This window comes from Geofilum rhodophaeum (assembly GCF_002210225.1).
Lineage (GTDB): Bacteria > Bacteroidota > Bacteroidia > Bacteroidales > Marinilabiliaceae > Geofilum > Geofilum rhodophaeum.
The window spans coordinates 46260-59347 of record NZ_MWUJ01000001.1 but is presented as its reverse complement, the minus strand read 5'-3'; the positions used below and the strand labels follow the sequence as shown (position 1 = coordinate 59347).

General features: G+C 48.8%; 5 protein-coding genes. 3 read left to right on the top strand and 2 right to left on the bottom strand.

Annotation, left to right across the window (positions count from 1 at the left end; all coding sequences use genetic code 11):
• Positions 1-52: 52 nt before the first annotated feature.
• Entirely contained in the window at positions 53-820 is a 768-nt protein-coding gene (locus B4W65_RS00215; protein WP_088653097.1) for an exodeoxyribonuclease III, read from the bottom strand.
• Between the two features lie 151 nt (positions 821-971).
• Here B4W65_RS00215 and B4W65_RS00210 point away from each other — a divergent pair, with 151 nt between their 5' ends.
• Positions 972-2564: a glycoside hydrolase family 43 protein gene (locus B4W65_RS00210; protein ID WP_088653096.1), complete on the top strand. Its 1593-nt coding sequence runs from the start codon at positions 972-974 to the stop codon at positions 2562-2564.
• Positions 2565-2822: 258 nt separating this feature from the next.
• On the opposite strand, the gene B4W65_RS00205 is transcribed toward B4W65_RS00210, so the two are convergent.
• The gene (locus B4W65_RS00205) at positions 2823-5207 is read right to left on the bottom strand and encodes an RICIN domain-containing protein (protein ID WP_088653095.1); all 2385 of its coding nucleotides are present in this window, start codon (positions 5205-5207) and stop codon (positions 2823-2825) included.
• A gap of 545 nt (positions 5208-5752) precedes the next feature.
• Here B4W65_RS00205 and B4W65_RS00195 point away from each other — a divergent pair.
• Positions 5753-9613 (top strand): hybrid sensor histidine kinase/response regulator transcription factor, encoded by a 3861-nt coding sequence (locus B4W65_RS00195; RefSeq protein ID WP_088653093.1) that lies wholly within the window; start codon positions 5753-5755, stop codon positions 9611-9613.
• Between the two features lie 297 nt (positions 9614-9910).
• Positions 9911-13087 (top strand): SusC/RagA family TonB-linked outer membrane protein, encoded by a 3177-nt coding sequence (locus B4W65_RS00190; RefSeq protein WP_088653092.1) that lies wholly within the window; start codon positions 9911-9913, stop codon positions 13085-13087.
• The last annotated feature ends 1 nt before the right edge of the window (position 13088 follow it).

Here is a 13088-nt window from a genome sequence, read left to right as displayed (position 1 = left end):
CCCTTGCTGCACAGCAGTCAGCAAGGGGGGATTGTTTTTTCAGGTGCGCGTGCTACTCCAGTTCCAGCAGAACCGGGCAGTGGTCGCTGCCCATCACCTGGTCCAGAATGTCGGCCTTTTTCACCCTGCTTAGGAAAGGGGTCGTGACCAAAAAATAATCGATTCTCCAGCCCACATTCTTGCCCCGGGCTCCGGCACGGTAGCTCCACCAGCTGTATCGATCGGTCAGGTCGGGATAAAAGTGGCGAAAAGTGTCGCTGAATCCCCCTTGGGTGAAGCGATCCATACCGTCAATCTCTTCCTGCATGTAACCTGCCGCCTTGTTGTAATTGGCCTTGGGTCGGGCCAAATCAATGGCCTTATGGGCCACATTAAAATCGCCGCAGACCACCACAGGTTTGTGCGCCTCCAGCCCCTTGAGGTAGTTGAAAAAAGCCAGGTCCCATCCCTGTCTGTAGTCCAGCCGCTTTAAATCGCTGCCCGAGTTGGGCACATATACATTTACCAGATAAAAATCCTCGTACTCGGCACAAAGCACCCGTCCCTCCTGGTCGTGTTCTGCCAGGCCTATGTCGCTGCTTACCTTTAGCGGCGCTGTTTTGCTGATGATGGCAGTGCCCGAATAGCCTTTACGTTCGGCCGAGTTGCTGTAAATATGGTAATGGTCTTTCAACACCTCCAGGGTTTCAGCCACCTGATGGTCCTGGGCCTTGGTCTCCTGCAGGCAAAGTACATCGGGGGCCATGGCTTTAAAATCGGCAAAAAAGTTCTTTTGGGCAACGGCTCGAATGCCGTTAACATTCCACGATATGAGTTTCATTGTTCTTTTTGTTTAAATGTAAGGGTAAAGATACATTTTATCCCAAAATGTAAAGGTTTTATCTGCCAGGGCAGGTCGCTTTGATAAAAGCGCCTTACTTTTATACCTGATGTATAATGCGGGCCTGAAAAGGCTCCGAAAAACAACAGCAATGAAACGATATCTTTTAGGGGTGCTTGCTTTGGCTTTTTTGGCCGGCTGCACCCAGCCCAAAGCGGGTGGAGAAGAAGGCTCCGGTGTTAAGGCACACAACCCTGTTATTTTCGCAGATGTGCCCGATATCGCCATGGTGCGCGTTGGGGACGCCTACTATATGGCCAGCACCACCATGCACATGAATCCCGGTCTGCCCATTATGAAATCGACCGACTTGGTCAACTGGGTCTTGGTCAGTTATGCCTACGACGAGTTGGTTGATAATTCCCAAATGAATCTGGAAGACGGCGCCAACGCCTATGGAGCCGGATCCTGGGCCCCAAGCATACGCTACCATGATGGTTTGTTTTATGTCACCACTTTTTCATCAACCTCCGGAAAAACACACATCTATACCACCTCTGATCCGGAAAACGAACCCTGGAAGGGACATTCCTTTGAACCCATGCTGCACGACCACAGTCTCTTTTTCGACGACGACGGCAAGGTTTATATGCTTTATAATGGAGGCGATATTAAAATTGTTGAATTGGAGCCTGACCTTTCCGGGCTGAAACCCGGAGGCTTGCATGAAGTCATCATTCCCGATGCAGGCAAAGTGGCCGCGGAGGATCTGATGTTGCATGCCGAAGGGACACAGTTGTTTAAGTATAACGACAAGTACTATGTTTTCAACATTACCTGGCCCCGCAACGGGATGCGGACGGTAGTTATTCATCGTGCAGATGAGATTACCGGCCCTTATGAAGGAAGGGTGGCCTTGCAGGACAGGGGCATCGCCCAAGGCTGCATCATAGATACGCCTGAAGGCGACTGGTATGCTTATTTGTTCCGCGATTACGGGGCCGTTGGGCGCATTCCCTACATTGTTCCCATGGAATGGGAAGATGGCTGGCCCGTTTTGGGTAAGGACGGCGTGGTGCCCGACACACTGGATATTGCAACAGCCAACATCAATGCGGCCGGTATTGTGGCCTCCGATGAGTTTGAGCGTGCTCCCGGCGAGCGGGAATTCCCCTTGGCCTGGCAGTGGAACCACAATCCAGAGGAGGAGTACTGGTCGCTGAGTCAACGCCCCGGGTTTTTACGCCTGACCAATGGTCGCGTGGACGGGGACGTGTTGCAAACCCTAAACACTTTAACTCAGCGCACTTTTGGTCCCAAAAGTACGGCAGAAACCGCATTAGAGTTGGATGGCATGAAAGATGGCGATTTTGCCGGCATCCTGGCTCTCCAGCGCCACTATGGATATGTAGGCGTAAAAATGGAGAAGGGTGAAAAATTCCTGATTATGGTGCGCAGCGAGAACGATGCGCCGGTCGAAAAGGAAATTCTTCCGCTCACAAGCGAGCGCGTTTATTTGAAAATAGCTTGTGATTTTAGCGAAATGACCGATCAGGCCGTGTTTTTCTACAGTCTTGATGGGGAGGATTGGCAAGAGCTGGGCGACACCCTGGCTATGCGCTACACCTTACCCCACTTTATGGGCTATCGCTTTGGCCTGTTTTCTTTTGCCACGGCCGAAACTGGTGGTTATGTCGATTTTGATTATTACCGGGTGGGTGCCGGGGATGCAGCCCTTGAGTAAGCGCTTTTTACAGGAAAATATATGCAAAGAGGGTGTCCTGGATTTTAGTGACACCCTCTTTCTTATTAGCCTGCTTTATTCATAAGTTGTCGTTATGAGATGCCCAAATACCAATAAATATGGACACCCGCAAAGAAAATGGACGCAGGGAATAATAGATTATTTTCAAATCCATTTTATTGAGGACGTCCGTATTTAGCAGGTAGTTGGGCATCGTAATAGATAATTTATGAATAATGCAGGTTAGGTTATTAGCTTTTATTTTACCTGTAATTTGAGCGCAGCCCTGTTGTTCGAATTGATCACGGCAACGAGGTAAACACCTGTCGGCAGCTTGGCATTTACTTCAATGCGTGATTTTTCCACATAATCTTTTTCAAAGACCCGTCTGCCTTGGAGGTCGTACACCACTACTGTTGTGTTTTGATCAATGTATTCCGATTCAATCACAAAATCCCCATTTGTGCTCGGGTTGTTTCTCAGCTGATAGGCACCTGGTTTGTTGTTGTTCCGTGCTTTATCCGCCGATATATTGCTGTTTTTTAAGCGCTGTAAGGCCCATTGCTGACAATGGTGGTTGTTGTTGGGCCATTGCTGTACATTGGCCCCGTTCGCAGCGGAAGCTCCGGCTACCTCCAGAACTTTACCACTGTGGCGGGCCTCAATTTGGTAGTAGCCGCTTTCTGCTTCAATAAAGCGCCACTGTTGGCAATCTGCGCCCCAATAACTCCACAGCTGAATGTTGGCACCGTCGGTTTCGGCGGCCTCTGTTACATCCAAAGCCAGGGCCGGAGCGTGTTCGGGAGAAATTCTGAAATAGCCGTCGGAGGTGGCTGTGAGTCGCCACTGTTGGTTGGTCTGACCGGTGGCGGGCCATTGAGCAACATTAGTGCCCTCTGTAGTCCCCAGATTGTAGGCGTCCAGGGCCTGGCCGCTGGAACGGTTTATTAGCGTGTAGCTGCCTTCATCCGGAGCGGTGGCGGTAAGCGGTGTGAAAAGGAACTGCTGGCAGTCGTTCCCGTTACAGGCGTATTGTTGCAGGTTGGCTCCGTTTTCTGTAGATATGTTGGTTATGTCGGCGCACTTACCACTGTTCCGGTTTACAATAGAGAAATAGCCGTTGCCCATATCCTGGAGACAAAACTGCTGCACTTCCATACCGTTGCAAGTCCACTGCTGTATGTTGGCCCCATCGTTGGTCTGCCAGTTTTCTACATCCAGACACTTGTCGCTGAATACACTGCGAATGGTATAGTATCCGTTGTTGCGTTGTACAACCCATTGTTGGTTTTCGCTGTCCGAAGGGGTCCACTGCACAATATTTCCACCATCCTCTGAAGAGAAGTCGTATACATCCAGATTTTTCTCGCTGTGCCTGGCAGTAATGGTGTATATGCCGTTAGGCAAAGCGCTGGATCCTGAGCAGCCGGTGGGTGGGTTGCAATTGGTCGAGGGCAGGTTGCTGCCGGCGTATTGCGAAAACCATTGTTTAACCGGGGCCGCACAGGCTTCCCAGTCATTGCCGTAAGCCATTCCCCCATTGGGGTCCCCCATGTGAAGCAGGTTCTCAGGAGCAAGTACATTCCAGCTGACATTGCCCGATTGATCGGTTACGTATTTAAGGTTGGCGCCAAAACCATTGCCTCCTGCAACTCCCGTGTTGGCGATGCCCCAAATATAGTCTCCGGCATCTTTATAGAATTGTGGTGCCCAGTCGGTTTCGGTGATGATAATGGGAGCGATATCGGCAACCGGTTTTACATTGGCGTCCCAGCCCTGTTTAAACGACTGGTAATTTCGGGCGCCTCCCCAGTAGCCCGGGTAAATGTGTACCGCATAACCAATGTTGCCACCGGTAATCGGGGTATTGGCATAACCTGCATAATGTGATTGCCACCCGGTGCCCGGTATCCAGCAAACATTGTTGGCCCCGTTGTTTCTAATAAGATCAACAATCGGCTGAAAATAATTTTTTAAGGCATTAAAGTGTGCCTGGTCGGTCTTTCCCCATACCCCGTTGGTTCCCAGTATCTCGATGGGTTCGTTGGCCACCTCAAACATGACATTGGCCGCATTTTTAATATCGGGGTGTTGCGACAAGTGTCCCCATACCCTCAGCAGGTAACGGTGATAAGCGTCGTTGACCGAAATGCGGTCGGGACAAACCCCTGGAGGTCGAAGTACTACGTAGCACCCTCTGTTGCGCGCGTGTTCAATTAAAGGGACAATGACCTGGTCGGTGTAGGTCACCAGGCGGTCAAAGCTGAAGCGCGAGATGTCGTTTTCTCCGATGGCGGGCCCAGGGGTGTTGGTCCAGTAAGGGTCAAAGTGCAGTCTGATGTAGTTGATGTACCAGCCGTCGTTCGTGTTGGTCAGGCGGTCAATTACCGCTTTGTTGTAGTTTAAAGCCCCGGCCACATCGTAATTGTTCCATCGGCAGGAAGTGTTACCGTACATACAGCCATTGAACCAGGGCGAAACGGTAATGCCCACGCCGTGTAGATTTACGGTGTTTCCACAGCCGTCTTTCAAATAGCGCCCCTCTACCTTCAGGGTCGGAGTTTCCATTCCCGGCCAAGCCCATAAGGCGGCAGGAAACAAGGTTAATGCCATCAGCATCAGTCCCAAATACTTTGTTTTCATTGTACTGATAATTAAAAGGTTAAGAATTGATTTTCCTGCTGGTCTGACTTTGTTAAATTTTATGACCAGTAGTTAATCAAAGCTATAGCATTAGAGATGAGCGGATTGTTGATTTGGGATATAAAATCTCCGTTTTTAGATAATTTTATTAATAATGTTGTGTGGAATCGATTGTTAATGAGTGGGTAACAAATGTTTCTAATTAACAGAATTTTAATTTGTAGATTGTTTTGTCCAAAGGGTATAAACGCAAGCGGGGGACTCCGTTGAGTCCCCCTTTCTTACCAAATTATCCTATTTATGAGAATAGAATAATGTCCTTATGTCTTGCTGATGTTTTTTCTATGGTGTAAAAATACGCAGGGCTGCCTTGTAGTGCTTTTGATTTGAGACATTTCTTTTTTAATATGAAATATATTTGTTGGTTCAGCGCGTTTTTAAAAGTGTCTGAGATTAGAAGTGTTGTGTCTGGATTTGGTAGTGGGTTTGGGTTTTTAATGTTAATTTTACGTTTTGTAAACAATTTGTAGGTATAGTTAAGATTCATGATGACCAGGCTGTTTCTCTTTTTTGTGTTGTTTTTTTTAGGTGCTTTTTTGCGGGTGCAAGGTCAACATGTCTTGCGTTTTCAAAGTCTCAATGAAAAATTTGGCATTTCCCTGCGCGAAACCACCTCGGCCTGTATGGATCGAAATGGTTTTGTGTGGATTGCTTCAAAAATGGGCATTTTGCGGGTTACCGAGGACGATTACCGCATTTATCAACTGCCCTACGATTCTCCCGATGTCGTTTTTGTTAAGCTGCATTACGCCAACGGGACCTTGTATGTGTACTCCAACAACGGACAGGTTTTTATTTACAACGCTGTTTCAGATCGGTTCGAACTTTTTTTGCATGTGGGCAAATCCTTGGATGCGCCTTTTCTGATGGTGTATAATATGGAAGTCGATGAGGTAGGGCGACTCTGGTTTTCCTCCTCGAGTGGACTCATCAAATGCAGAGATCAGGAGGTGAGTCAATTGTCGCAATTTGGGCCGGTAAATCACTTGATGCTCACTAACGAGCAGCTTTGGGTGGCTGGTGATACCAGCTTGTTGGTTTTTGATGTATATGGGAGTGGGAGTGGGCGCGTGGTAAAAAGGCTCGACGGTGGAACGCGGGTTAGCAAAATGTTTTTCGATTCAGATGCACATTTGTGGGTGGGCACCGATGGACGGGGACTGTTTAAAATGGATGGGGACAGTGACGATTTTCTGCCCATTCCCGGTCTGCCCAGGCAACCTGTGCTGGCCATGGAGGAAGTCGGTGATTCTTTGCTTTTGGTGGGTATTGATGGCCAGGGCTTATGGGAAGTCAATCGTTACGATTTAAGTGTTCAGGGGGTATATAAAGAGAATGCAGACAACAGTCGTTCTCTGCGAGGCAATGGGGTTTACGACATCTTTAACGATGGGCGCGGGCGAATTTGGGTGTGCACCTTTACCGGTGGAGCTTCTTATTACGTGCAGTTGCCGCCTTCGGTGCAACATATTGAGCACCTCGTTAATGACCCCAATTCGTTGGTTAATAACGATGTGAACGATGTTTTGGAAGACCGGCGGGGGAACTTGTGGCTGGCCACCAACAACGGTATTTCCAGGTGGTTGCGCCAGACCAACCGCTGGCAGTCTTTTTACCACAACAAGCAACAGGAGGCACATGTGTTTCTTTCCTTATGCGAAGACGCGCGGGGAAATATTTGGGCAGGGACCTATGGGGCAGGGGCTTATGTTGTAAGCGGTGTCACGGGTGAGGAACTGGCACACTATTCAGATCATTGGCCCGGCACCAACTCTCGAAATAACTATGTGTACGATATTTTTTCGGACAGCAAGGATCGTTTGTGGTTTGTAGGGGTGCGTGGGGATGTGCTTTTTTATGATGCCGCGAAGGGTACATTTAATCATTATGGAAATCATCCTGTAAATGTGATTAAGGAATTGCCTTCCGGAGAAATGTTGCTGGGTTGTTCCTACGGCATCAGTTTGTTGAATCTGGAAAGCGGTACGGCAGACATCCTTTTGAATGGTTATCTGGTGCAGGATGTGTGGGTGCAGGACAATACGTTTTGGTTGTGCACCGTTGGGGACGGTCTGGTGCGATACGATCGCCTTAGTGGAGCGGTAGTGTCGTTTTCAACCGAAGAGGGTCTGCCCTCAGGCTTTGTCAACAGCATTCAGGTGCATGATGGAATCTTTTGGCTGGGAACGGAAAACGGACTGTGTAAGTTTGATCCGCATACCCAAAAGGTAGAAACCTTTCCCTCGACCGATGTGTTGGCACGACAATCCTTTAATCGCAAGGCGCATGCGGCCTTAAAAAGTGGCGAGTTGGCTTTTGGAACCAACAGGGGATTGGTTGTTTTTGATCCCAATCATTTGCTGCCGGCCCGGGCGGATGGTCGTATTTATATTCAGGACATTTCCGTATCAGGGCGCTCGGTTCGGGATGGCTTTTTGTCTGAATTAAACAGTCCTGCCGATAGTACAACTCAACTTCGTTTGCGACACATCCACAATACCTTGTCGATGGAAATGCTTCCCCTGGGCGCTGTTTTTAGTCCGCGTTTTTCCTGGAAACTTGAAGGTTTTGATCAGGATTGGCACCAACCCGGCGACAATCGTGTACTGTATTATTCCAACCTGCCTTCAGGTGAATTTCAGTTGAAACTGCGGATGTACGACAATGCCATGTCGGAGGTGGTTGATGAGCGGGTGTTTTTGATAAATAAGGCGCCCCCGTATTGGGAAACCTGGTGGTTTTTGTTGAGCGTAGCGATGGTGCTTACGGGTGGATTTTTGTTGGTGATGCGGTATTATATGGGTTTGTTGCGCCAATTGCATTCGGAGCAGAAAATCAGGTTTTTTGCCAATACCGCGCACGACATGCGCACGTCTCTGACCCTTATTGCCGCTCCGGTTAAAGAGTTGGCCCGTGAAGAGGGTCTCAGCGAAAAAGGACAATACTATTTGGGTCTGGCCCGCAGTCAGGTCGATCGTCTGGTGGGGGTTGTTACCCAACTGATGGATTTTCAGAAGGCCGATGTGGATAAGGAGCAGCTGTTGCTGCAGCAGGTCGATTTAAGTCATCTGGTCAACCAGCGGGTGGCCATGTTTCAGTCCTACGCTCAAAATAATGACCTGGAGTTGATTTATGACGCACCAGGCGAAGGTGTCTGGGCCAACGTGGATGAAGGAATGTTGGTGAAAGTGGTGGATAATCTGCTGTCGAATGCCATTAAATACTCCCTGCCGGGCAAAAAGGTCTGGGTACGTTTGCAGGCCCAAAAAAGCAAGGTGGTATTTGAGGTCAAGGACGAAGGGATTGGTATCGCCAGAGAGGCGCGCAGTCAGCTGTTTCGCGAGTTTTATCGTGGCCACAACGCCATTAATTCGAGGGTAGTGGGTTCAGGAATAGGCCTGCTGATGACCCAAAAGTATGTGAAGTTGCATGGAGGTTCTATCGAATGGAAGAGTGAGGAAAACAAAGGGTCGGTATTTTCCGTAGTCTTGCCCAGAGATAGCGGTGAGAAGAGCCGGACTCCGGTCGACCGGAGTCCGGCTCTTGAGATGCCGGGCAGTGTTGTTGCACCTGAAGCTTCAGATTCACCAAAGGATTTCACGGTTTTGGTCGTGGAAGACAATGTGGAGCTTCAGAACTTTCTTAAAACCGCCCTGCAGGAGCGCTTTAAGGTCGTGGTGGCCGATGACGGAATAAGGGGTTGGGAATTAATGAAGGAGCACTTGCCCGATTTGGTGGTTTCCGATGTTTTAATGCCGGGCAGAGATGGCTTTGAGTTGTGTCGTTTGGCAAAATCAACCTTTGAAACTGCACATATCCCTCTTATTTTACTTACAGCCTTATCCGGAGAGGGTGATCATTTGCACGGTTTGGGATTGGGGGCCGACGATTACATCACCAAGCCATTTGATTTGGGCTTACTGGCCCAAAAAATCTCCTCCATCATACACAATCGGCGGGCGGTAAGTGAGAGCGCCCTTAAGCTTTCAGCCGGTCCACGCCAGGAGCCCTTGTTGGGTAATGAAATCAACGATGCGTTTTTAATTCGAGCCATGGAGGTGGTGGAAGCACATTTGGCCAATTCCGGCTTTAATAAAGAGCAGTTTGCTGCCGAAATGAATGTGAGTGGATCTCTTTTGTACAAAAAAATCAAGAGTCTCACCGATCACAGTCCCTCCGATTTTATCCGCAACCTTCGTCTGGCCCGTTCGTTTGAGTTTTTGCAGAGCGGAAGTTACAGCATCACCGAGGTAAGCGAGTTGTGTGGTTTTACCACTGTAGGTTATTTCAGTACGGTTTTTAAGAAGCATTACGGCAAGTCGCCTTCCGAGGTCGTGCCACGCTAGCCACGATGTTTCCACTTTCTTAATGCCACCTCCGGGTGGCATTTTTTTTGGTCTTAGCTTAAGGAGGAATTTCCTGCAGATTTCGTCTTCTTTTTTCACAGTTCTTCACATTTTATCTGAAATCAAACAAGGTTTATCCCAGAGTGAAACTCTGCAAGTGGGGTACAGTCTACTTTTGCTGCAGATCTCTAATTATAGTTAAAAAATCTTATGCGCAAAATCAGAGATGGAGGTACTTGCTGCAACCGGCAGTCACTATTTCTCCCTTAGCAGTTTTGAAACTCAAATTCAAGAAAAATGAAGAAAACAAAGAATCGATTACGGCCACTGTATCAACAGTGGATGAGTAAGAAGCTACTGGTGCTTTTCCTGTGCCTGATTGGGTTTTCCGGTCTGTATGCTCAGGAAGGTCGTGTAGTGGAAGGTACCGTGGTGGATGCCCGACAGGAACCTTTGTATGGGGTAACCATTATGGTAAAGGGGCGTCCGGGTGTGGGCGTCATTACCGACTTTGATGGTCGCTTCAGCATTCCGTTGACCGAAGGCGATACGGAGCTCGAAGTGTCCTTTTTGGGCATGAAATCACAAACCATCAATGTGGGCGGGAAAAGTAAATTGATGGTGGTTATGGAAGAAGATTCCCAGATTTTTGATGAGGTCGTGATTGTGGGTTACGGTCAGCAAAAGAAAGCCAGTGTGGTTGCTGCCATAACCCAGACCACCGGAGAGCAGTTGGAGCGAGCAGGCGGGGTGTCCAGCGTAGGAGCTGCCCTTACCGGAAACGTTCCAGGTGTAATCACCTCGTCGAGTACCGGCATGCCCGGTGAAGAAGATCCTGAAATTGTCATTCGCGGCAGCAGTACCTGGAACAATTCAGACCCCCTCGTGCTGGTCGATGGTATTGAACGGCCTATGAGCAGTGTGGATATTGGTTCTATTGAGGCCATATCGGTACTTAAGGATGCTTCGGCTACGGCGGTGTATGGCGTGCGTGGGGCCAACGGAGTTATTCTGATAACCACCAAGCGTGGTAAGGAAGGCCGCGCCGATATTCGTGTTAACGCCAACGCCACCATTAAGTCGCCTTCCAAGTTGCCCGGAAAGCTCGATGCCTACGATGCCATAATGGTAAAGAACAATGCCATAGAATATGAGCTTGGCCTTAATCCCGACAGCTGGAGCGATTACGTGCCTTACGAGATGGCACGAAAGTACCGTTATCCCGGCTCTATAGTAGAGTCAGAGCGTTATCCCAATGTAGATTGGCAGGATGCTTTATTTAAGGACTATGCCATGGCCTACAACGCCAATGTGAGCATTGGCGGAGGAACCGAATTGGTGCGCTATTTTGTAAGTGCCGATTACCTTAATGAGGGCGATCTTTTTAAGGTGTACGACAACAACCGGGGATATGAATCGGGTTATGGATACAACCGTATGAATGTGCGTTCTAACCTTGATTTTGATTTAACCCCCAGCACTACTTTTAGTGTAAATCTGGCAGGTTCGCGCGCCGAACGCAAAAGACCATGGAATGCCGGTGGCGACGATTACAGTTATTGGATCGCTGCTTATTCTACTGCACCGGATTTGTTTTTGCCCCGGTATTCTGATGGAACCTGGGGGTATTATGCCGATGATGAACAGCGGGGACTGAACTCTGTGCGCATACTGGCCACCAGCGGGGTGGAATATACCACCACCAGTCAAATCAACACCGATTTTACGCTCAATCAGGATTTGGGTATGTTGGTCAAGGGCCTTAGTTTTAAAGGCACGGTTTCACTCGACAATACGTTTGTGGAGGCACAGCGCGGCATCAATGATTTGTACAACAATTCGCAGTTGAAATGGATTGATCCCGATACCGGTGAAGTCCGGTACAAGGAATTGCTCGACAGCAGCAGTCGCTTCGATTTTGCCGAGGGCGTAAACTGGGCCATCAGCGAAGGAGAAGTGCGTAATTGGGAGACTTATCGCAGCTTTTTTTACCAGACTCAGTTGAATTATGCGACAACCATCAACGACCTGCACGACATTACTGCTATGGGCTTGTTCAGTCGTAATGAAAACGCAAAGGGAAGTCAGGTGCCGTTTTATCGTGAGGATTGGGTGTTTAGAGCCACCTATAATTATGGCGGAAAGTACACCATAGAGTACAATGGTGCTTACAACGGATCCGAGAAATTTAGTCCCGAATACCGTTTTGCCTTCTTCTCGTCGGGTGGCGCCAACTGGATGATTTCAGAGGAGAATTTCATGAAACCCCTTGGTTTTGTGGATATGCTTCGTTTGCGTGCTTCCTACGGTGAAATTGGCGACGACAACATCGACGACCGCTGGTTGTATATGACCCAATGGTCGTACGACGATCCCGACGGGGGACAGACCCGCATTGGAACTACCGGTGAAACTCCAGCCACCAGTCCTTATACCTGGTATCGGGAGTCGGCCCTTGGCAATCCCAATGTGCACTGGGAAAAGGTACAGAAAACCAACCTGGGTGTCGATTACTCCTTTTTTAACAATTTGGTAGCTGGTAGTTTCGATTATTTTGAAGATCAGCGAACCGACATTCTCATCAGTGGAACCGATCGGGCCATTCCTTCCTATTTTGGCGCACAGGCACCCGTGGCCAACCTTGGTAAAGTGGAAGTGAAGGGTTTTGAATTGGAGTTGAGATTGAATAAAAAGCTTGGTGCCAATGCCCGATTATACGGTAATTTCAACATTACCCGCAGTCATAGCGAGGTGCTTGAGCGCGACGATCCAAAATTGTTGCCCGCTTACCAGAAGCAAGTGGGTTATGTGCTGGGACAAACCCGATCGCATGTGAGCAATGGGTATTACAATACCTGGGACGAGTTGTACGCCAGTACTCCGCACGATGCCAACGACAACCAGAAATTACCGGGTAGTTATCACCTCATCGATTTTAATGCCGACGGACTCATTGATACCAACGACAACATTCCGTATGGTTTTTCGTCGACCCCCCAAAACACCTATTCATCCACCCTGGGTTTTGAATGGAATGGTTTTGCCGGTTTTGCGCAGTTTTATGGCGTTAACAACGTTACCCGCCAGGTTGTGCTGAGCAGTCTCGAACGCGGCAACACCCTGGTTTATGATGAGGGCACTTATTGGAGTAAGGAGCAGATGACAGCCGATGTGCCCCATCCCCGATGGAAAAGCACACCCAGCAGCTACAGTGCGGGCAGTCGCTATATGTTTGACGGCTCCTACCTGCGCCTTAAGAATGCTGAAATTTCTTACACATTTAATTCTCGTTGGGATTTTATGCGCAACTCGAAAATTGAGACGCTGCGCATTTTTGTTAATGGCAACAATTTGTGGGTGCTTACCGATATGCCCGACGACCGGGAGTCCAACTTTGCAGGAACCGGATGGGCCTCGCAAGGCGCCTATCCCACTGTTAAGCGTTACAACATTGGTCTTAATCTGACATTTTAAC